Here is a 23,763-nt window from a genome sequence, read left to right as displayed (position 1 = left end):
CGACTCCTAATCTGTCGAACATGACAGACGGGGGACGCAGAGCTCCCGCATTTTCCGTGATCGCTCGCTGTGGAGTTAACGATGACCGCCACTCAATACCCGCACCTGTTGGCCCCGCTGGACCTGGGATTCACCACGTTGCGCAACCGCACCCTGATGGGCTCGATGCACACCGGCCTTGAAGAGAAGCCGGGTGGTTTCGAACGCATGGCGGCGTATTTCGCCGAGCGTGCCCGTGGCGGCGTGGGCCTGATGGTGACCGGCGGTATCGGTCCGAACGACGAGGGCGGTGTGTACTCCGGCGCGGCCAAGCTGACCACTGAGGAAGAAGCGCTCAAGCACCGCATCGTCACTCGCGCCGTGCATGATGCGGGCGGCAAGATCTGCATGCAGATCCTCCACGCCGGCCGTTATGCCTACAGCCCGAAACAGGTCGCACCGAGCGCCATTCAGGCACCGATCAACCCGTTCAAGCCCAAAGAGCTGGACGAGGAAGGCATCGAGAAACAGATCAGCGACTTCGTCACCTGCTCGGTACTGGCCCAGACCGCCGAGTACGACGGCGTGGAAATCATGGGTTCGGAAGGTTATTTCATTAACCAGTTCCTCGCGGCCCACACCAACCACCGCACCGACCGTTGGGGCGGCAGCTACGAAAACCGCATGCGCCTGCCGGTGGAAATTGTTCGCCGGGTGCGTGAAGCGGTCGGCCCGAACTTCATCATCATTTTCCGACTGTCGATGCTCGACCTGGTGGAAGGCGGCAGCACCTGGGAAGAAATCGTCACCCTGGCCAAAGCCATCGAGCAGGCCGGCGCGACCCTCATCAACACCGGTATCGGCTGGCACGAAGCGCGAATCCCGACCATCGCCACCAAAGTGCCGCGTGCGGCGTTCAGCAAGGTCACGGCCAAGCTGCGTGGCTCGGTGAAGATTCCGCTGATCACCACCAACCGCATCAACACCCCGGAAATCGCCGAGCAGATTCTGGCTGAAGGCGATGCCGACATGGTCTCGATGGCGCGGCCGTTCCTCGCCGACCCGGACTTCGTCAACAAGGCTGCCGAAGGCCGCGCTGACGAAATCAACACCTGCATCGGCTGCAACCAGGCCTGCCTCGATCACACCTTCGGCGGCAAGCTCACCAGCTGCCTGGTCAACCCGCGTGCCTGCCACGAGACCGAGCTCAACTACCTGCCGGTCAAGCAGATCAAGAAGATCGCCGTGGTCGGTGCCGGCCCTGCGGGCCTGTCCGCTGCCACTGTGGCCGCCGAGCGCGGGCATCAAGTGACCTTGTTCGACTCGGCCAGCGAGATCGGTGGCCAGTTCAACGTCGCCAAGCGTGTACCGGGCAAAGAAGAGTTCTACGAAACCCTGCGTTACTTCAAACGCAAACTGCAGACCACCAATGTCGAGGTGTGCCTGAACACCCGCGTTGACGTGGCGAAGTTGGTAGAAGGTGGTTACGACGAAGTCATTCTGGCGACCGGCATTGCGCCGCGCCTGCCGGCGATTCCGGGTGTGGAGAACGCCAAAGTGTTGAGCTACCTGGATGTGCTGCTCGAGCGCAAACCGGTCGGCAAGCGTGTCGCGGTGATCGGCGCCGGCGGTATCGGTTTCGACGTCTCGGAATTCCTCGTGCATGAAGGCGTGGCCACCAGTCAGGATCGTGCCGCGTTCTGGAAAGAGTGGGGCATTGACACGAACCTGGAAGCCCGTGGTGGCGTGGCCGGGATCAAGGCTGCACCGCATGCTCCGGCGCGCGATGTGTTCCTGCTGCAACGCAAGAAATCCAAGGTCGGCGACGGTCTGGGCAAGACCACCGGCTGGATTCACCGCACCGGTCTGAAGAACAAGCAGGTGCAGATGCTCAACAGCGTCGAATACCTGAAGATCGACGACGAAGGCCTGCACATCCGCATCGGCGAAACCGGCGAGCCGCAAGTGCTGCCGGTGGACAACATCGTCATCTGCGCCGGCCAGGATCCGCTGCGCGAGCTGCACGACGGTCTGGTCGAAGCCGGGCAGAACGTGCACCTGATCGGCGGCGCCGATGTGGCGGCCGAGCTGGATGCCAAGCGCGCGATCAATCAGGGTTCGCGTCTGGCCGCCGAGCTCTGATCCACCCTAGAATGCCGGCTCTTTGCACAGAGCCGGCCTTCATGTTTCTGCCTCCCACCGACTGGCTACCTCAAGCCCCCCTCGAACCGCTGCATCTGGACTGGCTCACCGCCGCCGGCATTGAGGTCGCGATCCTGCGTCTCGACCGGATCGATCCGCTGATCAGCGGCAACAAGTGGTTCAAACTCGTCGAGCACCTGAAAGCCGCCGACCGTGCTGGCGCCGAAGGCATCATCAGCCTGGGCGGTGCACACTCCAATCATCTGCATGCACTGGCGGCTGCGGGCAAACGTCTGGGATTCACAACGGTCGGGCTGTTGCGCGGGCATCCGCAGGACACGCCGACGGTCAGGGATCTGCAGGATTTCGGCATGCAGTTGCACTGGCTCGGGTTTGGCGGTTATCGAGCGCGGCACGAGCCGGGGTTCTGGCAGCCGTGGCGAGAGCAATACCCGACGTTGCATCCGGTGCCCGAAGGTGGCGGCGGTTTGCCGGGGGCGCAGGGTTGCGCGGCGCTGAAGGATCAGGTCAGTGAACAACTCGGCAAGCTCGGCTGGGACGACTACCACGGTTGGTGGCTGGCCTGTGGCACGGGCACCACACTCGCGGGATTGGTGTTGGCCGAGGCAGGACAACATGCGGTGTATGGCGCAATGGCCGTGCCCGACGATCACGGCGTCGCGGCCAACGTCGAGGCAATTGTCGGTGAAGCCGGGCGCTACGAGCTGATCGACGCCTGCCGTGGCGGCTTCGCCAAGGTCGATCCGGCGCTGCTTGAATTCATCACGCAAACCGAACAGGCCAGCGGCATTCCCCTCGAACCGCTGTACACCGGGAAAGCCTTGCTGGCGCTCAAACAACAGATCGAGGCGGGTCGCTTTGCCCGTGGTTCACGCTTGATCTTCGTCCACACCGGCGGCTTGCAGGGCCGGCGCGGATTCTACGGTCAACCCTGACTGCGCTTGGGCATCATCCGCAGCAGCGTGTTATCGCGCACCACGTAATGATGATAGATCCCCGCGAGCGCATGCAGGCCGATCAGCCAGTAGCCGACGGTGCTGATCAGTACGTGCCAGTGTTCAACCTCTTTGGCGAACACCTTGTCTTCACTCACCAGCAACGGCAGGTCGAAACCGTAGAACATCACCTGATGACCTTCGGCGCTGGTGATCAGCCAGCCGAGGATCGGCATGCTGATCATGAACAGGTACAAGGCCCAGTGCATCAAGCGTGCGAGGGTGGTTTGCCACTGTGGCGAGGCCGGGAAGATTTTCGGCGCCGGGCCCAGGCTGCGGGCGAACAGGCGAAACCAGACCAGCACGAACACGGTCAGGCCGAGCATGTAATGTACTTCGCGGATCAGCGTGCGACCGCCACTGCCCTTGGGAAACAGGCCGCGCAATTCCATGCTGGCGTACACCAGCACCAACAGCACCAGCATCAGCCAGTGCAACAGAATCGACACAGTGCTGTAACGGGATTCGGAATTTGTCCACGGCATACGGCGTTCCTCACGGTTCAGGGCTCAAGCGTGCCGTTCTGCGACGGCATGTCTTAACTGTAATCCCCTTTGGCGCGTTTGCCCGAGGCTAAAAAAGCTTTCACTGAGCTGAGTCAGCGATTTAACGGAAAACACCCATAAAAAAACGCCAGTGTCGCGCAGACACTGGCGTTTTTTGCCGCGATGGATGCAATCAGCTGCTTTGCGGCATCTCGCCGTTGGCCAGGCGTTTGTTGATGTCGGCGATCACTTCCGGCAGATCGCTGATGGTGTCGATCATGTAGTGCGGACGCGAACCTTCGAACAGCGCGTGAATGCGCTTGCGCTCGCTGGCCAGGGCGTCGCTGCCCAGTGCGCGATAGCCTTCGTAATCCAGGCCCAACGCATTGCCGGAGCAGATCAGCGCCACGGTCCACATCCCGGCGCGTCGGCCTTCGAGAATGCCCGGTACGGTGTCGTCGATCTTCACGCAGGCGGCGACATCGTCGATGCCCAGCGCAATCACGTTGGCCAGCGCCTGGGCCGGCCATGGGCGGCCGTTCGGCACTTCGTCGGTGGCGACGACGTGGTCGGCGACGTAGCCGTTGGTGGCGGCCAGTGCCACGACCTTGTCCATCACTTGCTTCGGATAACCCGAGCAGGAACCGATCTTGATGCCTTGCTGACGCAGGTTGGCGATGGTCTCCAGCGCGCCGGGAATCAGCGCCGAATGCTCGGCGATTTTTTCGATCTGCAGCGGCATGAAGCGGTTGTAGATCGCGGTCACGTCATCGTCGGTCGGGGTGCGGCCGAACGCCTTGCGATAACGCTCGGCAACCTGCGGCTGATCGCACAGGGTGCGGATGTGATCCCACTTGCCCATGCCCATCGGGCCACGGGCTTCTTCGATGGAAACCTGGACGTCGAACTCGGCGAAGGCTTCGACAAAAATCTGGGTCGGCGCGAAAGAACCGAAGTCGACCACGGTGCCGGCCCAGTCGAGGATGGCGGCTTGCAGCTTGGTTGGGTTGTTGTAGTTCATGGAGAAATCCTGCAGGAATGAGTTGTTTGGGCGTTCGGTGTACCTGTGGGAGCGGGCTTGCCCGCGAAGAGGCCCTGGCAGTCGACATCCATGGTGAATGTCAGACCGCCATCGTCGGATCGCCGCCCGGAGCTAGCCAGCTCCCACAGTGGATTTGTGGTGTTGCTTAAATTTCCAGCACTTCCATCTCGCGCAGCACTTCACCCACCGCCGCGACGGCTTCGCGCATCTGCGCCGGGGTGACGTGGCCGATGCAGCCGACGCGGAAAGTTTCGACCTGGGTCAGCTTGCCGGGGTAGAGGATGTAGCCCTTGGCCTTGACCCGTTCGTAGAAGTCCTTGAACTGGTAGCGCGGATCTTTCGGTGCGTGGAAGGTCGCGATGATCGGCGCCTGAATCGCAGCAGGCAGGAAACTGCGCAAGCCGAGTTTGCCCATCTCTTCCATCAGCGCCTGGCAGTTGGCGGCATAACGCGCATGCCGTGCCGGCAGGCCGCCTTCTTCGTTGTATTGCAGCAGCGCTTCGTGCAGCGCCGCGAACACGTGGGTCGGCGGGGTGAAGCGCCATTGGCCGGTCTTCTTCATGTAGCTGTGCTGGTCGAACAGGTCCATCGCCAGCGAATGCGAATTGCCGGCGGCTGCGGCCAGAGATTCCTTGCGGGCAAACACGAAGCCCATGCCCGGCACGCCTTCCAGGCATTTGCCGGAGGCGGCGATCAGCGCATCGAACGGGACTTTTTGCGCATCCACCGGCAGTGCGCCGAAGGAACTCATGGCATCGATGATCAGGCGTTTGCCATGTTGCTCGACGACCTGGGCGATTTCCGGCAGCGGGTTGAGGATGCCGGTGCTGGTTTCGCAGTGGATCAACGCGACGTGGGTAATGTCGCTGTCGGCGCGCAGCAGACGGTCGACGTCGGCGGCGGTGGTCGGTTCGTCTTCAGCGGTTTCAAAGGTGCTGAACGAGCGGCCGAGCACTTCGCAGATTTTCGCCAGACGCTTGCCGTAGGCGCCGTTGATCAGCACCAACACCTTGCCGTCACGAGGGACGAGGGTGCCGATCGCGGCTTCGACGGCGAAGGTGCCGCTGCCCTGCAACGGTACGCAGTGATGGCTGTCGGCGCCGTTGATAATGGCCAGCAGTTGCTCGCACAGGCTGGCGGTCAGTTGGTTGAAGCGGTCATCCCATGAACCCCAGTCGACCATCATCGCCTGACGGGTGCGGGCCGAGGTGGTCAACGGGCCGGGAGTGAGCAGGATGGGTGCGGCAGTACTCATTCGTGTGTCCTCGCGATAGCGCTGTGGGATGAAGCTACGGGGCATACGTTGCAATTCGGCGCATCATCAATCAAATTGTTTGTTGTTATGCCAGCCATCAGTGAGGGTTATTCATGAACCTGTTCCAGCTCCGCGCCTTCGACGCCGTGGCCCGGGAAGGCAGCTTCACCCGTGCCGCCGCACGCTTGTTCATCAGCCAGCCGGCGGTCACCGGGCACATCAAGGCGCTGGAGGAGCACTACCAGATCACTCTGTTGCGACGGACGGCGCGCCGGGTCGAGCTGACCGATGAGGGCACCAAACTGGCAGCGATCACCCGGGCGATGTTCGGCATGGCCGAAGAGGCCCAGGCGCTGTTGGAAGCCAATCGGCAGTTGCTCACGGGGCGTCTGGAGGTCGCGGCGGATGGTCCGCACATGGTCATGCCGATGCTTGCCAGCCTGCGGGCGCGCTATCCGGGGATCACGGTGAATCTGCGGTTGGGCAATGCCCAGGAAACCTTGGCGGCGTTGTTGTCCGAGCATGCCGATGTGGCGGTGCTGACCGAAGTCGAACCGCGCAAGGGCCTGCATCTGCAAGCGTTGAGTGAATCGCGGATCTGCGCGCTGGTGCCGGCGGGGCATCCTTGGGCGACACGTTCTGGCGAGGTCAGGCTCAAGGAGCTGGATCAGGTGATCATGGTCTTGCGCGAACCGAGTTCGATAACCCGGCGCACGTTCGATCAAGCCTGTGCGCAAGCGTCGGTCAGCCCACGGGTGTTGCTGGAGCTGGACAGCCGCGAGGCGGTGACGGAGGCGGTGGCGGCTGAGTTGGGAGTTGGGGTGGTGTCATCGGTGGAGGTCAGCCACGATCCCCGTGTCGTCGCGATTCCCATTGCTGGAGAAGGTCTGGTTAACCGACACATGATCGGCTGCGTGGAGCGGCGGCGGGAGTTGAGATTGATTCAGGCGTTCTTCGGTTTGGCGCCGGTCTGAACAAGACTCTCGCGCACCATCTCGAGAAACGTTGCCACCACCCGCCGCGAACTCTGCTCGCGCAGGCACACCAGCGTTTCGGTCAACCGCCGGGTGCAATCAGTGATCGGTAGCGCGCAAACCCGCGAGTCCGCACCAAACTCCGCCGCCGACACCACACCCACGCCAATCCCCACGACCACTGCCTCCCGCGCCGCTTCCCGGCCTTCGACCTGAATCGCCGGGCGGATGCGGAAACCGGCGCGGGCCATTTCCTCTTCCAGAGTCTGACGGGTCACCGAGCCGTGTTCGCGCAGCACCAGCGGCGTGTCGTCCAGATCTTCCAGGCAGATCGACGCGCGCTCGGCCCACGGATGATGGCGTGATACGAACGCCACCATCGGGTCGTTGCGCAGCGGCACGCACAACAAACGCTCATCGCTGACATCACGCCCAAGCAACGCCAGATCAGCCTGATAGTTGAACAGTCGAAACAGCGATTCATCGGTGTTACCGGTTTCGATCTTCACGCTGATCCCCGGATAGCGCTCACAAAACCGGGCAATCTGCGGCAGTACATGCACCGGGGCATCCACCGCCAGAATCAGGCTGCCGGTCTGCAAGGCCTGGGATTCCTGCAGCAACTCCTGGGCTTCGGCCTCGACCACAAACAGACGCTGGGTGATCGCCAGCAAGCGTTCGCCGAGATCCGTCAGGCGCACCGAGCGTTTGTTGCGGTGGAACAGCAACACACCAAAGCGTTCTTCGAGTTTGCGCACCTGGTCGGAAATCGCCGGTTGCGTCAGATAAAGCCGCTCGGCGGCCTTGGTGAAGCTTCCGTGCACGGCCACGGCGTGAAAGGCTTTGAGCTGGGCGTGGGAAACAGACATCTCTGGCTCCTCATTTACAGGCGGAGTTTAGTAACAAGCTGAGCTTATGTGTGAAATACGATAAATCGATTTTATTTATTAAACAGTAATTGCTTTGATCGGCTCACGCCAACGCTGACTGCCCGATCGGGCAGCGACGCTGGCCATGAGCCTGTGCGTGCAACACCAGGACTCATCTGACCGGTATCGCCGAAGGGACGGGGTGATATCGCAGTGCTCAACAATAAAAAACACAGGCGTTTACTTAACGATTCTGCCGGCACACTCACACCCTGAGGTCAGAACCACAATGAACAAGCACATCGGCACCATTGCGCGTTGGCGCATGCAGATCTTCGCTGTCACCTGGCTCGCTTACGCCGCGTTCTATTTCACCCGCAAAGCCTTTTCGGTGGCCAAACTGGGCATCGCCGAAGACCCCAGCTTCACCCTCGACAAAATGGCCATGGCCAACCTCGACGCGATTTACCTGGCGGCCTACGCCATCGGCCAATTCACCTGGGGCATGCTCGCCGACCGCTTCGGCCCACGGGTCGTGGTGCTCGGCGGTTTGCTGATTTCCGCTGCAGCGGCGCTGGTGATGGGCAGCTTCGCCACCTTGCCGATCTTCGCCACCTGCATGCTGATTCAAGGCCTGGCGCAGTCCACCGGCTGGTCGGGGTTGTGCAAGAACCTCGGCAGTTTCTTTCCCTCCGAGCAACGCGGGCGAGTGCTCGGGTTGTGGAGTTCCTGCTATGCATTTGGCGGTCTGGTGGCGTCGCCGTTCGCCGGCTGGTGGGCGTACACGCTGATCGGGTCGTGGCACGCGGCGTTCATTTCCAGTGCGGCGGTGGTCGCGTCGGTGGCGGTGTTGTTCTTCATCTTTCAGCGCAACAAACCGGAAGACGTCGGCCTGCCCGCCGTGGAGCCGGAGCCGGTCATCAGCGCCGAGGAAGCCGAAGCCAACAGCAAACTCAGCGTGTGGGAACCGCTCAAGGAAATCCTGCGCAACCGCACGGTGCTGGTGCTGGGGCTGGCGTATTTCCTACTGAAACCGGCGCGTTACGCGATTCTGCTGTGGGGCCCGGTGATCGTGTTCGAACAGATGCCCTCGGTCGGCAAGGTCGGCGCGGCGATCATTCCCACTGCGTTTGAACTGGCCGGGTTGCTCGGTCCGATCATGATTGGCCTGGCCTCGGACAAACTGTTCGGTGCCCGACGCATGCCGGCCTGCGTGCTGAGCCTGCTGGCGCTGACCGTGACCCTCGCGCTGTTCATGGGCGCCTTGCATACCGGCAGCGTGATGTTGGTGGTGGCACTGTTGTTCGTGATGGGCCTGACCCTGTACGGCCCGGACTCGATGATCAGCGGCGCGGCCGCGATCGACTTCGGCAAGGCCAAGGCTGGCGCCACGGCGGCGGGATTCGTCAACGGCTGCGGCTCGGTCGGTGCGGTGCTCGGTGGTTTGCTGCCGGGCTACTTTGACTCGGTGACGGTGTTCATCGTGTTCGCCGGTTGCGCGCTGTTCTCGGCGCTGGTGCTGATTCCGCACTGGAACAGCCGCCCGGTCGGCGTCATGGAACCACGTGCCTCAGTGCCCAATCGCGCCCTGACCATCAAACCCCTGCGTAACTGAAAACCCTTGCCTCGCGGCCTGCTGCGGCACTCGCGGCAGGCTGTGCCGTGGCCGACTGACTGGAGAATTTTCATGAGACCGTTTTGGCTGGAGCAGGCTTTGCAGCTCGACACGTCCGAACCTTGCCCGCCGCTGCAAGGCGATGTGCGCACCGACGTGTGCATTGTTGGCGGCGGTTACACCGGGTTGTGGACGGCGATCATGCTCAAGCAGCAGAACCCCGAACTCGATGTGGTGCTGATCGAGGCTGACATCTGCGGCGCCGGCGCCAGCGGGCGCAACGGCGGTTGTGCACTGTCGTGGTCGGCGAAATATTTCACCCTCGAGCGGCTGTTCGGCGTTGAAGAGGCGGTGCGACTGGTAAAGGAATCAGAGCGCAGCATCCACGCCATCGGTGAGTTCTGCGAGCAGTACGGCATCGATGCCGATTACCGTCTCGACGGCACGCTTTACACCGCCACCAACCGCGCGCAATGCGGCTCGACCGATGCGGTGATCGCGGCGCTGGAACGCAACGGCATCAACTCGTTTACCCAGCGGCCGGTCGCCGATGTACAGCGCATGGCCGGTTCGGAAAAACACCTGGAAGGCTGGTTCTCGCCGGCCGCCGCCAGCGTGCAGCCGGGCAAACTGGTGCGCGGATTGCGACGGGTGGCGTTGCAACTGGGCGTGCGAATTCATGAAGGCACGGCGATGACCGGGCTGGAGGAGGGCCGTCCGGCGCGCCTTCACACGGCGAACGGCCGGGTGACCGCCGACCGCGTGGTGCTGGCGATGAACGCGTGGATGGCCCGCGCATTCCCGCAGTTCGAGCGCAGCGTGGCGATCGTTTCCAGCGACATGCTGATCACCGAACCGCGTCCGGATCGGTTGCAGGAAATCGGTTTAACCAGCGGCGTCACCGTGCTCGATTCGCGGATTTTCGTGCACTACTACCACAACACCCCGGACGGCCGGATCATGCTCGGCAAGGGTGGCAACACCTTCGCTTACGGCGGGCGGATGCTGCCGGTGTTCGACCAGCCATCGCCCTATACCGGATTGCTCAAACGCAGCCTCGACGACTTCTTTCCGGCGTTCGCCGATGTGAAGGTCGACGCAACGTGGAACGGCCCGTCGGATCGCTCGGTCACCGGTTTGCCGTTTTTCGGCCAGATGAGTGCCAGCGGCAATGTGTTCTACGGTTTCGGTTATTCCGGCAGCGGTGTCGGGCCGTGCCACATGGGCGGGCAGATTCTCGCTTCGCTGGTGCAAGGCCTCGACAACCCGTGGACGCGCTCGCCGCTGGTCAACGGGCCGCTGGGCTATTTCCCGCCCGAACCGATCCGTTACCTCGGCTCACTGATGGTGCGCAACGCCATTCGCCGCAAGGAGCGCGCCGAGGATCACGGTCGCCGGCCCCGGCATCTTGATTTGCGGCTGGCGAAATTTGCAGCGGCGGCGGGCAAGGCCGACAAGGCTTAAGCGTCAACGCGGCGGGGCGGAGCGATTGAGCAGCCAGTCGAGCAGGAAGTCATCGTCAGGCTCGGTCTCTGTGGGCTGCGACGTTCGCGGGCGGCAGGCGTCGAGGCAGAGGATCGGTCGGTCGGGATCGCTGTCGAGAAAACTCACCCAGACTTCGCTGCCGGCGCAGGGCAGACTTTCCCGAGGCAGGCCGCTGCCGGCGTGGGGCATGACCACCGGCAACCACAGCCCTTCGCTGGCGCGGGCATCAGGTTGGTCAGGCCATAACCGGACGGCAATCCGCCCCTGACCGTCCACTTGCGCCGGTTGCCCCGGTACGCCGAGCACTTGCGCCGATTGATACCCCGGAATTCCAGGGCGCGGTTTTTTCGGCGGCGGGCGAAACGGGGTCGACCAGGGCAGCGCCGTGAAGTCGTTGTGATAGCGGCGAACCGTCGGCACGGGATCGAGTATCGATGGTTGCTGACCTTGATGACGCAAGTCGGTGATCAACCATTGCTCGTTGAACGCGTTTACCGGGTGCTCCATGACTTGCAACAGACGCCCGCTGAGCAGTCGCGGGCAATCGCTGCGGCCCTGGATCGAACGCGACCGGCTGCGTTGGCGTTCCAGCAGGCGACGACTGCGCTGGGCCGCGTGACGCTGCGCGGTCGGCAGAAACCCCGGTGGGGCAACGGCGCCGCCCAGCGTGTGATTGGCGGCGTCCTGGCCCGAAATCGATTGCCCTCGCTCACGCACGCCGGTGGGCAGTTGAGGCAGCACCGCCTCGTGGCGCTGGAACAGGCTGCTGAGGCCGGTTGCCGGCGCATCGATCTGCGTGTTGAAAGGAATCGCTGTCGGTTGTTGCGGCAGGCTCAGGCTGTCATCGGCGAACACCACCACATGGCCGTCTGGCTGATGCTCGAAGTGATAGTGAATGCCTTCCTCCTCGCAGAGCCGTTGCAAAAAGGCCAGATCGGTTTCTTCGTATTGAATGCAGAACGGGCGGGGCGGGTAGTGGCCGACGGTCATCTCGATCCGATAGTTGTGGGCGGGCAGGTGATGTTCGCTGAGCAGTTGCTCAAGGATGGCCGGCACGTTCAGTTGCGTGAAAACCCGGCGCACGGGATGTTGTTCCAGCGCTTGCAGATGCGGCATCAGCACCAGTTGGTAAGCGATCCGGTGCGTTGCGCGGTGTTCGCAGCTGGCACTTTGAATGATGCCGTGAATTCCGTGGTCGTCATCCAGGTGCAGAAATGCCGCCTGATACAGCAGCGTGCCGGGGGACCACGCGGGCGCCAGGCCCATGACTTCGATCTCGAACCGATAGGGCTGATTCAGCGCTTCATGACCGCTGAAGCGCAGGACCGGCAGATTTATCCCGCCTTCGGCCAGGGTCAGCGAAAACGGACTTTCCTTGTCATTGAGCATTCGGGCGGGCTCTGTTCAGGCAATACGGGCCACAGAGGGTACGAAAACGCGACGTTGAATGGACGTGGCAAACCGGTTTTTCAGAATCGCCCTACAAGGCGCGTAGAAGATGTCGATGCGCATCGGAATTTTTGGTCGATTGCCGACTTTAGGCCGTATAAACTTGGCGCCATGCGTCGGCCAATAGATGTCTCGGCGCCACAGATCAAGAGAGTGAGTAATGGGCGCACAGTGGAAGGTTAAACACAAAGAAGCGGCAGCCAACGCCAAGGGCAAGATCTTCGGCAAACTGGTGAAGGAAATCACCATTGCTGCGCGTAACGGTGCCGATACCGCCACCAACGCACACTTGCGTCTGGTGGTCGAACAGGCCAAGAAAGCCTCGATGCCCAAGGAAACCCTGGACCGCGCCATCAAGAAGGGTGCAGGTCTGCTGGGCGAAACCGTTCAGTACCATCGCGTGACCTACGAAGGTTTCGCGCCGCATCAGGTGCCGCTGATCGTCGAGTGCGTCACCGACAACATCAACCGCACCGTGGCGGAAATCCGCGTGGCGTTCCGCAAGGGCCAACTGGGTGCTTCCGGTTCCGTTGCCTGGGACTTCAACCATGTCGGCATGATCGAAGCGTCGCCGGACAGCCCGGACGCGGATCCGGAAATGGCCGCGATCGAAGCCGGCGCCCAGGATTTCGAGCCGGGCGAAGAGGGCGTGACCCTGTTCCTGACCGACCCGACCGACCTCGATGCCGTGCAGAAAGCCCTGCCGGAACAAGGCTTCACCGTGCTGTCGGCCAAACTGGGCTACCAGCCGAAGAACCCGGTCAGCGGCCTGAGCGCCGAGCAGATGGCAGAAGTCGAGGCATTCCTCGAAGGCCTGGACAACCATGACGACGTGCAGGACATGTTCGTCGGTCTGGCCGGCTGACACACCAGAAAATCGCAGCCCTCGGGCTGCGATTTTTTTCAGGCGTCTTGCAACGCCAGACTGATCTCGCCAAACCCCGGCCGCGCCAGCACATCCGGCTGACAGCAGCGCTGTTCCAGGGCTTCCAGCACCTGACGCCGTTCATCGCTCAACCCCGAGTCGATGCGCGCCAGCAATTCCCCCAGCAAAATCCCGAACGCCCGCACTTCGAGGCGTTGCAGCGCGCGGGTTTCAGGCGTGTCCGCCGTGGCATGGAACGACGCCGCACCAAAATCCCCCAACAGACAGTTGCCCTGATCGTTCAACAGAATGTTGTGCCCGTAGAGATCGCCATGGGTGATGCCGTGACGGTGCAGATGCCCGGCGACCGAGGCGATGCCCCGCGCAATGCGCAAGGCAACGTCGGCACTGAAACGGCAATCGTCGGCATACACATCCCGTGAACAGGACGCCAGGCTCGGCAGCCCGGCCAGATTGCGGTAGCTCGGATCGATCAACTGCATCACCAGGCCTTGCTGGCCGTCGGGATGCTGGTCGATGCGGCCTTCGACGCGGATCAGGTTCGGGTGCAGCCCGGCGGTGATGCACGCGTTCATTTCATGCAGCGGCGAGCCGTCGCTGGTCATTTCACCCTTGTACAGCTTGACTGCCACGGGCGTGGCCGGCTGATCGGCAGGCTGCCATTGCGCCCGGTAAATGACCCCGGAAGCGCCTTCGCCCAACCGTTGCTCCAATTGCAGCGCCGACCAGTCGATCAGGGGCGCTTTGTCGAGGGCGGCGGCATCGGCTTCGGTTTCCAGCGGATTGCCGGCGTAGGCCAGCCAGGTCAGGCTCGGCAGGGTCAACAGCCATTGCGGCAACTCGGTCAGCTGGTTGGCGGCGATGCGGATCAGCTCCAGCCGATGGCACTGGCTCAGTGAAGGCGGCAGGGTGCGCAGGCGATTGCCGGCAAGCATGAGTTTTTGCAGCAGCGGGCGCTCGCCCAGTTCCATAGGCAGGGTTTCTATGGCGTTGTCGGTGAGGATCAGCCAGCGCAGATTAGGCGGCAGCGCCGCGCCGGGCACTTGAGTGATCCGGTTGGCCTTGAAGCCGATCATCGTCAGCGCCTGGCACTGGCCCAGGCACTCCGGCAATTGCGTGAACTGATTGTCGGAGCAGAACAGCACGCGCAGGCGCGTCAGACGGTGCAAGTCATCCGGCAGGCTGCTCAGGGCATTGCCGCTGAGGTTGAGCACTTCCAGCGAGTCGGCCAGGTTGAAAATTTCCGGCGGAAACTCAGTCAGGCCCTCGGCCAGATCCAGTCGGGTGATGCCCGACAGTTCGCCGGCGCGCAGTTGTGCAAGGGTGTGCATGAAATGGATCGCTTTCGAGAAGGCGCAGGGCGCCGGAAATGGGCCGCATGATAACGGCAAATCAGCCTGGTTCGTGCACTTCGCGCAATTGCCCGAGCCGACTGCGGGTGCGGGCCAGATCGATCGCCTGGCCGCCGAGGCTTTCGTGCAACGGGAGTTGGCCGAGCAGGGTCAGGTGTTTGTCCTGATCGTAGAGCACGTCGATCAGGTTGATAAAGCGTTGCTGGGCGGCGATCGAACATTCGCCCAGTTCTGGCAGGTCATCGATGATCCAGTGGTCGAAGCGCCGGCACAGTTCCAGATAATCCATCACCGCCGTGGGCTGTTCGCAGAGGTCGTTGAAGGTGAAACCGACGCGCCGGTCTTCGCATAACCGCGCCTGCAAATGCCGGCTGCCAACCGCCAAAGACAACGGCGCGGCATCGAGGGGCGGCAGGTTCAAGACGAGGCGCTGCGCCGGGCTGGCCGGCCAGACGTAATGGCCCTGGGTGAATATCTGATGTGCATGCCGGCGCGCCTGGCTACGGTAATCGTGCGGGCCGCCGACTTCCATGACCTGCATGCGCGCGTTGATCAGGTCGATCACCGGTTTGAACCGCGCGTGGTACAGCGGGTTGGGCAGCAGGCCTTCGGGCGGGTAGTTGGAGGTCACCAACAGCAGGATTCCGCGCTTGAACAGCGCCTTGAACAAGCGAGTGATGAGCATCGCATCGCCGATGTCATGCACATGAAACTCATCGAAACACAGTACCCGACAGTCCGTCAGCAACGCATCGAGGGTGACGGCGAGGGCGTCGTCGCGTTCGCGGTGCTCGAACATGCCCTGATGCAGCTGGGCGAAGAATCCGTGGAAGTGCAGGCGGCGTTTTTGCTGGATCGGCAACGCCTGGAAGAATCCGTCCAGCAACCAGCTCTTGCCGCGCCCGACCGCTCCGTGCAGATACAGGCTGGGCGGGGTTTGCGCAGGAGTGCCGAACAACAGGCCGGCCTGATGGGCCATGCAGTCGATGACCCGCTGCTGGCTGTGACTGAGGGTGTAGCCCTGGCCGTGGGCTTTTTGCCGGAAATAGTCACGCACCGATTGGGCGCTGGCGGCGCACTGGCCCGCGTTTGTAACGGAGCGTTTGCCGAAGATATGGCGCAAGGCTGACCAGCGCTGAGTCAGACGCGAACGTTCGGGCGGTCGGGCAGGCACTGCATTCACTCCGTCATCATCAGGCCGGCTCCCCCCGAGCGCGGCGGCGTAGTGTAACCAGACGGGTAGTTTTGCTTCCACTGCGCTTTATCGTTTTTCCGGACAGTAATCTGCGGTGTGTACTGGTTTTTTCAACACTATAAATCGACGTGTTGCCAACCTTTCGAAACAAATCCCGGCGGGTGCCTGGATCCAATCGACTGGCGCAATCGGCGTCCGTTGCTAACCTGAAACACTGTAACGACACAGACGCTGTCGCCATCAAGGAACGGGCGGTGAATGCAGGGATGGTCTGGGCATTGCTGAGCGGGCTCGCAGTACCGGTCCACGCCGCCGACCTTCAGGTCGAGGTGCGGGTCGATGTACAGCGGGGTTGCCAGTTGATCGGCCAGCAACGTGAGGCCGGTATCGAGCAACTGGGCGTGCTCGACTTCGGCAGCACGGCACGGCTCGGCGACCAGGACGGGCCACTCGGCGCGGCGCTTACCAATTCCCGCCTGCCGCGTCTGGAATGCAATCCGGACACCCCGTACCAGTTGCGCGTCGATGGCGGCCTGCACGGTGGTGTCGGCGAGGTGCGCTACATGGCGGGGGAGGCCGGCAGCAAGCCGATTCCTTATCGCCTGTATCAGGACGCCGCGCGGCGGGTGCCGCTGGTGGTGGATGTGCCGGTCAGTGGCCGGGTGCCGGACAGCGGCACGGTGGACTTGCCGTTATACGGGCGGATCGAGCGAATGGCCGAAGTGCCACGGGTCAGCCGATATTCGGATCTGGTGAAAGTGACGGTCACCTGGTGATCGCGGAGTTTTTCAGCCATTCGGGGGAACCGGGTGGCGCAGGGAAGGGCGTTCATTGACGAGCGCAGTGGTCGAGTGATCCTGAAGGAGTAGGGGCTCAATGATGGGCAGACACGGGCGGGTAATCGCCACAGTCATGCTGCTGATGTTCACCGAGGTCGCGGCAGCGGCAGTCAGTGGGCAGATCCTTGCGCGGCTGACGCTGATTGCCGGCTGCGAAGTGACCAACGCCACCAGCCCTGCCAGTCCGGTAGATGGGCTGGGCTCTCTCGATTTCGGCCAGCAGGGCCCGACCTGGAACGCGCCGATCAAGGCCAGCCTCAGTGAAGCGGGCAGCGGCCAGCTCAATGTCGCCTGCAACCCCTCGGTCACCGGGTTCACCGTGACCATCGACGGCGGCACCCATGGCGACGGCACCACACGCCGGCTGAGCAACGGTCGCCAGACACTCCCCTATCAGCTGTTTCTCGATGCCTCCGGCAGCCAGAGCTACAGCATCGGACAACAACACAATTTCGCTGTCACCAGCGGCGCACAGATACCCATCCCGGTATTTGGCTCGGTGGTGGCGAACACCCGTGCGGTACCGGCCGGTGTCTATACCGACACCCTGACGGTGACGCTCGACTGGTAACCCCGTAGAGGACGGACACCATGCGTACGATTGCATCAAGGATAGGTTTGTCGTTGCTCGGCCTGACGCTCGCTTCCAGCATCAATGCCGCCACCACGGTCACCGGCCAGATCACCTCCAGCCTGATCCTGATCAGCAGTTGCCAGGTCAACGGGTCCGGCGGTTCTACCGGGCTGAACTTCGGTGCGTTGAACTTCGGCACCGCCAACAGCCTGTTCACCACGGCCACCGGTCAGGTGCTGGGCGGCGGGGGCGGGGCGCTGTCGATTCTGTGCTCGGCCGGCACCACGCCGACGGTCAAAGTCCGGGCCGGCGCCCATGACGGGCTCTCGCCGGGTGGTACTCGCGCGCTGTACGACGGCGTTGCCAACTACGTGCCTTACGACCTGTACACCGACGCCGGGCATTCGCAATTGCTGGCCATCGACGGGGTCATCAACCTCGCCGCCAGCACCGGTGTGGCGCAGACCGTGAATATCTACGGTCAGGCGGTGGGCAAGGCCGGGCTGCCGGCGGGCACTTACACCGACACCATTTCCGTTGAACTGACGTTCTAGTGCCATGGGCCGGCAGGGTTGTGCGGCGTTGCTCCTGCTGTGTGCGGGCAGCTTGCCGCTGCCGTTGGCGGCGGTGACCAGTCAGAGCTTCCAGGTCAGTGCCACGGTGACGCCGGGCTGTCTGGTAGTGGGGGGCGTCTCGAACTATGGCGGGCTGAATTTCGGTTCGCGTTCGGCGCTGGCCACTGGCACGGTGCAGGTCGCGTTGACCGGTGGCGTCACGCTGCAATGCACGCCCGGAGTGGCGCTGAACATGACGGTCGATGGCGGCCAGTACAACAGCGGCGGGCGACGCATGCAGATCAGCGGAGGCAGCGCGAAGGTGGCCTATGCGTTGTTTCGCGATGCGGCGTATAGCCAGAACCTGGGTATCGGCCAGAGCGTGGCGGTGGCCTATAGCGACGCGAACAACATCAGTCTGCCGATTTACGGACAGGTGCAATTACCGGGCAATCAGCCCGGGGGGACATACAGCGATGTGTTGCAGGTGCAGCTGTCGTGGTGATGTGAAATGACAAGGAGCAGGTTTATGGGGTTTTTCACGTCACGCTATTCGTCCGTGTGTTGCGCCGTGCTGGCGCTGTTCATGACCGGGACGCTCAAGGCCCAGGCCGCCAGTTCGGTGCTGATATGGCCGATCGATCCGGTGCTGGAGGCCGATCAGCAGGCCAGTGCGCTGTGGCTGGAAAATCGCGGCACGGAAACCGCCAACCTGCAGATCCGTGTGTTCGGCTGGAACCAGAGCGGTTTCGAAGAGCAATACCGCAATCAGCGCGAGGTGATCGGCAGCCCGCCGGTGGCGAAGATCGAGCCGGGTCAGAAACAACTGGTGCGCCTGACCCGCACCAAGGACGTGCCGCCCGGCCAGGAACTGGCGTACCGGATCATCATCGATGAAATTCCCTCGGCCCAGCCGCCCGTCGCCGAAGACGGCAAGACCGCTGCAGCGATCCGCTTCCAGATGCGCTACTCGGTGCCGCTGTTCGCCTATGGCGCGGGCCTGTGGAGCAAGGAGGACAGCGCCCGTCAGCGTGACCCCAAGGGCATCGGCCTGCCGCAACTGAGCTGGCGCACGGTAGCGGTGGAGGGCCGTCCTTATGTGGAAGTGCGCAACCAAGGCGCGGTGCATGCGCGGCTGACCGATGTTGCCATCAAGCAGGGCAGCCAAAGCAAACCGTTGGCCGAGGGTCTGCTTGGTTACGTGTTGCCCGGCGCAGTAATGCGCTGGCCGGCGCCGGGGCCGGTGGCGGGAGAGCTGGCGGGACGGATCAATGGCGCAGCGCAGGTGCAGAGCATTCCGCCGGCGCGATAGCCGTAGCGAGTCATGCCGAAGCTTTCGGGTTTCGGCGCCAGCGGTTTCAGGAGGAATCAGTCCATTGACGGACGTAACACGCTAATGAGTCCGGGATGGGCTCGACGTATTCAGCGTCCGTTGTGGCTCATGACCGGCGCGTGGTGCCTGATGTTCATTCATCCATCCGGGGCCGGCGAACTGCCGCCGCCTCCCAGCGGCATGGAGGCCGTCAGCGATGCACAGTTGTTTCTGGAGCTGGTGGTCAACCAGATGAATACCGGTCGGGTGGTGGCGGTGGAGCAACGCGGTAGTCGTCTGTTCCTGCCGGCCAGCGTATTGCGCGACACCGGCATGAAGCTGCCGGAAGAGGCCGGTGCCGAAGTCGATCTCGAAGGCCTGCCGGGCCTGCACAGCGAATACGACAGCGTCAGCCAGCGCTTGCTGCTCGACGTGCCGCCGGACTGGCTGCCGGAGCAGTTCATCGGCAACCGCGAGGTTTATCCACGCACCCCGGCGCTGAGCAGTTTCGGCGCGTTGTTCAACTATGACCTGTACCTCAACGACACCGATGACGCCGGTACTTATCTGGCGGCGTGGAACGAAGTGCGGGTGTTCGACAGCTGGGGAACGTTGTCGAACACCGGGCAATATCGCCGCACGTTGTCGGGGGATGCGGTCAGCACGCTGGACAACGGCTATCTGCGTTACGACACCACCTGGCGCTACTCCGATGACGAGCGGATGCTGACCTACGAGGCCGGGGACGTGGTCAGCGGCGCCTTGCCCTGGAGCAGTTCGGTACGGCTGGGCGGCGTGCAGTTCTCGCGGGATTTTGCGGTGCGTCCGGATCTGGTGACCTATCCGCTGCCGCAGTTCGCCGGAGAAGCGGCGGTGCCGTCCTCGGTGGATCTGTTCATCAACGGCTACAAGTCCAGCAGCACTGACCTGCAACCGGGGCCGTACACCCTGACCAACATTCCGTTTATCAACGGTGCGGGTGAGGCGGTGGTGGTGACCACCGATGCGCTGGGCCGGCAGGTGTCGACTACCGTGCCGTTCTATGTCACCAGCAGCCTGTTGCAAAAAGGGCTAAGTGATTTTTCGGTGGCCGCCGGTACGTTGCGCCGGGATTACGGCCTGAAGGATTTCAGCTACGGGCCGGGCGTGACCTCGGGCAGTCTGCGTTATGGCGTCAGCGACACGTTTACCCTGGAGAGTCACGCCGAGGCGGCGGATAGCCTGACCCTCGGGGGCTTGGGCGGTAACTTGCGGCTGGGCAATTTCGGGGTGCTCAACAGTGCGATCAGCCAGAGCCGTTTCGACGGCGACGGCGGTCAGCAACTGAGCCTCGGTTATCAATACAGCGGCCAGCGCTACAGCTTTTCCTATCAGCGTCTGCAACGCCGCGACCGTTACGCCGACCTGACCGTGGTCGACAGCCCTTACACCACACTCAGCAAGCGCAGTGAGCAGGCAACTCTGAGCCTCAACCTCGAGCGCTGGGGCAGTCTAGGCGTCGGGTATTTCGATATTCGTGCGGCAGACGAAACCCGCACGCGGTTGCTCAACCTGAGCTGGAGCAAACCGTTGTGGCGCAACAGCAGTTTCTACCTGTCGGCCAACCGCGAAATCGGCGACAGCAATTGGGCGGTGCAGGCGCAACTGGTGATTCCGTTCGACCTGCGCGGCAGCCTCGCCATCAGCAGCGAGCGCAGCAAGACCGGACAGACGCAGCAGCGGGTCAACTACAGTCGCGCCGTGCCGTCCGAGGGCGGGGTGGGCTTCAATCTCGGCTACGCCAAGGGCGACGGCGCCGATTACCGCCAGGCTGACGTGACCTGGCGCCTGCAATCGGTGCAATTGCAGGCGGGTGTCTACGGGACGTCCGACGCCGAAACCCGCTGGGCCGATGCCAGCGGGTCGCTGGTGTGGATGGATGATCAAGTGTTCGCCGCCAACCGCATCGACGATGCCTTCGTGGTGGTCAGCACCGACGGCTACGCGGACATTCCGGTGCGTTACGAGAATCAGCAGGTTGGCCAGACCGACCGTAACGGCCACTTGCTGGTGCCGTGGAGCAGTGCCTACTACCGGGGCAAGTACGAAATCGATCCGCTGAACCTGCCGGCCAACGTGCGCAGCCCGAATGTCGAACAGCGTGTCGCCGTACGGCGGGGCAGTGGCTATCTGCTGGAGTTTCCGCTGAGCCGGGTGATTGCCGCGAGCATCGTGCTGGTGGATGCGCAGCAGAAGGAGTTACCGCTGGGCAGTGGCGTGCTGCACGAGCAGAGCGGCACGCGGACGGTGGTCGGTTGGGACGGGCTGGTCTATCTGGAAAACCTTCAGGCGCAGAATTCGCTGCGGGTCACCCTGGCGGACGGCAAGACCTGCCAGGCGCAATTCAGCGTCGATCTGCAGCAGAACGAAGTGCCGCTGATCGGCCCGTTGGTGTGCCAATGATCCGGGCGCGGCTTGTTCTGTGGCTGCTGATACTGCTGCCGGGACTGGCTCAGGCGCTGTGCTCGGTGGTCACCACCACGCCCGCCGGGTTCGGGAACATCAGTTCGATCTCCGTGCGCACCACCTCGCAACCCAGTTCCACTCTGAACGGAGGCTTGAGTTGCACTGGTTCGCTGCTGTCGCTGTTGACCAACAATGACCATTTCTGGGCCACCGTCACCTCGACCCAGAGCGGTTTGCTCGGGCCCACTGGCGACGTGATCGGTTACACGATCTACGCCAACAACAGCACCAGTTACCCGCTAACGCGCGGCACCGCCTATGACTTCGCCCGCAACGGTATCATCGATGCCCTCGGCTTGCTGGGCGGTACGGTGCCGAAAACCGTTCCGCTGTATTTCGGTACCACCATTGGCAGCAACGTGGCGGCCGGGGTGTATACCGAGACCCTGAGCATTTTCTGGAACTGGAATTATTGTTCGGGCATCGGTGTCGGCGGGCTTTGCCTGGGCCGCGACATCAACAGCGGCACCACGACGCTGACGGTGAACCTGACCGTTGCCAACGATTGCACCATCACCGCGCCGAATATCGCCTTTGGCAGCGCCCCGGTGGTCAGTGCATTTACGCCGGTAACCGGGCAGACCATCAACCTCGCCTGCACCAAGGGCAGTGCCTACACCGTGGGTTTGAACGACGGGCAGAATGCGATCAGCGTCGGCGGGCGGCGGCGGATGATTTCCGGCAGCAACTATCTGGCCTACGACATCTTCAAGAGTGCTGGCACCACCCGTTGGGGCAGTGTCGGCGCGGCCCGCCGGGCCAGCAGCGATGCCGAGGTCAACCCCGGCAACGGGCTGGGCACCGGCAGCCAGATCTTCAATTACAACGCGAAAATCTACACCGACCAGACCACACCGCCCGCTGGAACCTATCTGGACAATGTGGTGCTGGATGTGGGGTTCTGAACCGGCTAGAAACTCACGGATTGCTTGAGCATTTTCGCTGCGGGTGTATCGGTCGGGCTGACCATCGCGTAGTTGTAGCCCTTGCCGGACCAGTACTCGGCCTGCAGATCCCCGTCCTGGCGGCTGCCCCGGGGCAGGAAGGTATTTTTCGGTCCCGGTGGACGCACGTAGAAACTGACCTTGTGCCCGCTCTGGTCTTCATACATCACCATCGCCGCCGGGCCTTCGTCGGTGCTCAGCAGACGACCGCTGACCGGTGCAAACCCGGCCGACGTCAGGTCCGGCAGGCGATTGGCCTGAGTGAAATAACGGTCGAGCCAGCGCTGGATGTCGCCGTCGCCATCGACCTTGTAGTCCGCCGGCAGAAGCCCTTGCTGGGCGATCAAGCGGTACGCCTGCAAGGCGTCTGTCATCGGTGCCGGGGGATGAAACACGGTCATGTCCCGGGCCTTCCAGCCACCGACACCGCCGAGGCTGACGGCAATCAAAAGCACTGCCGCGCTGGCCCACTGGCGGCGCGATTGGCGTTTGAGCCGCTGACGAATCAGCGACGGATCGAGGTCCGGATTGGCCGGTTGTTGCAGGGCACCGCCGAGGGCGGCACGCAGGTGCTGGGCATCCTGTTGCCAGGCGCGAACCTGCGCCGCTTCGTCCGGATGGCTGGCGAGCCAGGTTTCCAGCACATGCCGGTCGGCCTCGCTGAGCTGGTGGTCGACGTAGGCGTGCAGGTCACGTTCATTGGGGGGCAGACTGATCATTTGAGTATCCGCAAGGAAGGGCTGCTGATTTCCCCGTCGCTGAGCTGGCGCAGGGCCTGGCGAGCACGGGACAGGCGCGACATCACGGTGCCGGTGGGGACGTCGAGAATCTCGGCGACCTCCTTATAAGTCAGGCCTTCCACCGACACCATCAGCAGCAGCGCGCGCTGTTCGGTGGGCAGTCGGTCGAAGGCCTGCAAGGTCGATCGGGCAATGACGGTGCGTTCAACCGAAGGCTCGGCGTCATCGCGGCCGGTGAAGAATTCGAGCATCCGTGCATACCGGCGCGAGCGACGATGCGCATCGAGAAACTGCCGGTACAGGATCGAAAACAGCCAGGCGCGCAGATCGCCGTCGGCGCGTTTGTCGCCCCAACCCGACAGCGCCTTCTCCAGGCTGGCCTGTACCAGGTCGTCGGCGCTGCTGCCGTTGCGGGTCAACGACACGGCAAAGCGCCGCAATCTGGGAATGATTTCTCTCAGTTGTTCGTCGAATTCGCTCATGAAGTTCTGCTAGTCACTACGCTTTGGACTAGGAAGACGCCCGGCATTGGAGGTTATTCCACGTTCTGA

General features: G+C 62.9%; 22 protein-coding genes. 13 read left to right on the top strand and 9 right to left on the bottom strand.

The genetic code is table 11. The features are described 5' to 3' along the window. The first annotated feature begins 81 nt into the window (after positions 1 to 81). Entirely contained in the window at positions 82 to 2,121 is a 2,040-nt protein-coding gene (locus tag QR290_RS19335) for an NADPH-dependent 2,4-dienoyl-CoA reductase (RefSeq protein WP_115078529.1), read from the top strand. 41 nt (positions 2,122 to 2,162) lie between these two features. Next, positions 2,163 to 3,077, top strand: coding sequence for a 1-aminocyclopropane-1-carboxylate deaminase/D-cysteine desulfhydrase (locus tag QR290_RS19330; protein ID WP_289203374.1), 915 nt, complete (start codon positions 2,163 to 2,165; stop codon positions 3,075 to 3,077). Here QR290_RS19330 and QR290_RS19325 read toward each other — a convergent pair. From QR290_RS19325 to QR290_RS19315, 3 genes are all read right to left on the bottom strand, one after another. Continuing rightward, positions 3,068 to 3,622, bottom strand: a complete 555-nt coding sequence (locus QR290_RS19325; protein WP_115078527.1) for a cytochrome b — start codon at positions 3,620 to 3,622, stop codon at positions 3,068 to 3,070. The genes QR290_RS19330 and QR290_RS19325 overlap by 10 nt on opposite strands. Before the next feature lie 193 nt (positions 3,623 to 3,815). Next, positions 3,816 to 4,643, bottom strand: a complete 828-nt coding sequence (gene phnX, locus QR290_RS19320; RefSeq protein WP_289203373.1) for a phosphonoacetaldehyde hydrolase — start codon at positions 4,641 to 4,643, stop codon at positions 3,816 to 3,818. A gap of 166 nt (positions 4,644 to 4,809) precedes the next feature. Further along, complete coding sequence (locus QR290_RS19315; RefSeq protein WP_289203372.1) at positions 4,810 to 5,919, bottom strand: 2-aminoethylphosphonate--pyruvate transaminase; 1,110 nt, start codon at positions 5,917 to 5,919, stop codon at positions 4,810 to 4,812. 113 nt (positions 5,920 to 6,032) lie between these two features. Between QR290_RS19315 and QR290_RS19310 the strand changes: the two genes are divergently transcribed. Continuing rightward, a complete protein-coding gene (locus QR290_RS19310) occupies positions 6,033 to 6,893 on the top strand; it encodes a LysR substrate-binding domain-containing protein (protein ID WP_289203371.1) in 861 nt (286 codons plus the stop codon). Here the strand turns inward: QR290_RS19310 and QR290_RS19305 are convergent. Then, complete coding sequence (locus QR290_RS19305; RefSeq protein WP_289203370.1) at positions 6,863 to 7,762, bottom strand: LysR family transcriptional regulator; 900 nt, start codon at positions 7,760 to 7,762, stop codon at positions 6,863 to 6,865. The genes QR290_RS19310 and QR290_RS19305 overlap by 31 nt on opposite strands. Before the next feature lie 289 nt (positions 7,763 to 8,051). Between QR290_RS19305 and QR290_RS19300 the strand changes: the two genes are divergently transcribed. Both QR290_RS19300 and QR290_RS19295 read left to right on the top strand, forming a co-directional pair. Further along, positions 8,052 to 9,377, top strand: coding sequence for an MFS transporter (locus QR290_RS19300; protein ID WP_289203369.1), 1,326 nt, complete (start codon positions 8,052 to 8,054; stop codon positions 9,375 to 9,377). Positions 9,378 to 9,443: 66 nt separating this feature from the next. Further along, positions 9,444 to 10,841, top strand: coding sequence for an FAD-dependent oxidoreductase (locus QR290_RS19295; RefSeq protein ID WP_289205315.1), 1,398 nt, complete (start codon positions 9,444 to 9,446; stop codon positions 10,839 to 10,841). A 3-nt stretch (positions 10,842 to 10,844) separates the two neighbouring features. Here QR290_RS19295 and QR290_RS19290 read toward each other — a convergent pair whose 3' ends face one another. After that, positions 10,845 to 12,251, bottom strand: a complete 1,407-nt coding sequence (locus tag QR290_RS19290) for a type VI secretion system Vgr family protein (protein WP_289203368.1) — start codon at positions 12,249 to 12,251, stop codon at positions 10,845 to 10,847. 220 nt (positions 12,252 to 12,471) lie between these two features. Between QR290_RS19290 and QR290_RS19285 the strand changes: the two genes are divergently transcribed. Further along, on the top strand, positions 12,472 to 13,176 hold the full coding sequence (locus QR290_RS19285) for a YebC/PmpR family DNA-binding transcriptional regulator (RefSeq protein WP_289203367.1): 705 nt from the start codon (positions 12,472 to 12,474) through the stop codon (positions 13,174 to 13,176). A gap of 38 nt (positions 13,177 to 13,214) precedes the next feature. Here QR290_RS19285 and QR290_RS19280 read toward each other — a convergent pair whose 3' ends face one another. Beyond that, complete coding sequence (locus QR290_RS19280; protein ID WP_289203366.1) at positions 13,215 to 14,528, bottom strand: leucine-rich repeat-containing protein kinase family protein; 1,314 nt, start codon at positions 14,526 to 14,528, stop codon at positions 13,215 to 13,217. 61 nt (positions 14,529 to 14,589) lie between these two features. Continuing rightward, positions 14,590 to 15,723 (bottom strand): cell division protein ZapE, encoded by a 1,134-nt coding sequence (zapE, locus tag QR290_RS19275; protein ID WP_289203365.1) that lies wholly within the window; start codon positions 15,721 to 15,723, stop codon positions 14,590 to 14,592. Positions 15,724 to 16,010: 287 nt separating this feature from the next. Here zapE and QR290_RS19270 point away from each other — a divergent pair, with 287 nt between their 5' ends. The 7 genes from QR290_RS19270 (at position 16,011) to QR290_RS19240 (ending at position 22,433) form a co-directional block, all read left to right on the top strand. Next, the gene (locus tag QR290_RS19270) at positions 16,011 to 16,520 is read left to right on the top strand and encodes a Csu type fimbrial protein (RefSeq protein ID WP_205350888.1); all 510 of its coding nucleotides are present in this window, start codon (positions 16,011 to 16,013) and stop codon (positions 16,518 to 16,520) included. 100 nt (positions 16,521 to 16,620) lie between these two features. Continuing rightward, positions 16,621 to 17,154 carry a Csu type fimbrial protein gene (locus tag QR290_RS19265; RefSeq protein ID WP_085690076.1) on the top strand — a complete coding sequence of 178 codons (534 nt, stop codon included), beginning with the start codon at positions 16,621 to 16,623 and terminating at the stop codon, positions 17,152 to 17,154. Positions 17,155 to 17,174: 20 nt separating this feature from the next. Continuing rightward, positions 17,175 to 17,711 carry a Csu type fimbrial protein gene (locus QR290_RS19260; protein ID WP_115078516.1) on the top strand — a complete coding sequence of 179 codons (537 nt, stop codon included), beginning with the start codon at positions 17,175 to 17,177 and terminating at the stop codon, positions 17,709 to 17,711. A 4-nt stretch (positions 17,712 to 17,715) separates the two neighbouring features. After that, positions 17,716 to 18,216, top strand: coding sequence for a Csu type fimbrial protein (locus QR290_RS19255; RefSeq protein ID WP_289203364.1), 501 nt, complete (start codon positions 17,716 to 17,718; stop codon positions 18,214 to 18,216). Positions 18,217 to 18,240: 24 nt separating this feature from the next. Then, on the top strand, positions 18,241 to 19,023 hold the full coding sequence (locus tag QR290_RS19250) for a fimbrial biogenesis chaperone (protein WP_289203363.1): 783 nt from the start codon (positions 18,241 to 18,243) through the stop codon (positions 19,021 to 19,023). Positions 19,024 to 19,107: 84 nt separating this feature from the next. Then, positions 19,108 to 21,465, top strand: a complete 2,358-nt coding sequence (locus QR290_RS19245) for a fimbria/pilus outer membrane usher protein (protein ID WP_289203362.1) — start codon at positions 19,108 to 19,110, stop codon at positions 21,463 to 21,465. Further along, entirely contained in the window at positions 21,462 to 22,433 is a 972-nt protein-coding gene (locus tag QR290_RS19240; RefSeq protein ID WP_289203361.1) for a Csu type fimbrial protein, read from the top strand. Before QR290_RS19245 ends, QR290_RS19240 begins: the two co-directional genes overlap by 4 nt. 5 nt (positions 22,434 to 22,438) lie before the next feature. Here the strand turns inward: QR290_RS19240 and QR290_RS19235 are convergent, their stop codons facing one another. Then, positions 22,439 to 23,191, bottom strand: a complete 753-nt coding sequence (locus tag QR290_RS19235) for an anti-sigma factor family protein (RefSeq protein WP_102687151.1) — start codon at positions 23,189 to 23,191, stop codon at positions 22,439 to 22,441. After that, positions 23,188 to 23,694, bottom strand: coding sequence for an RNA polymerase sigma factor (locus tag QR290_RS19230; RefSeq protein ID WP_115078510.1), 507 nt, complete (start codon positions 23,692 to 23,694; stop codon positions 23,188 to 23,190). The genes QR290_RS19235 and QR290_RS19230 overlap by 4 nt, the downstream gene beginning before the upstream one ends. Positions 23,695 to 23,763: the final 69 nt, after the last annotated feature.

The organism is Pseudomonas fluorescens (genome assembly GCF_030344995.1).
Lineage (GTDB): Bacteria > Pseudomonadota > Gammaproteobacteria > Pseudomonadales > Pseudomonadaceae > Aquipseudomonas > Aquipseudomonas fluorescens_BF.
This window is presented reverse-complemented; position numbering and strand designations above follow the sequence as displayed.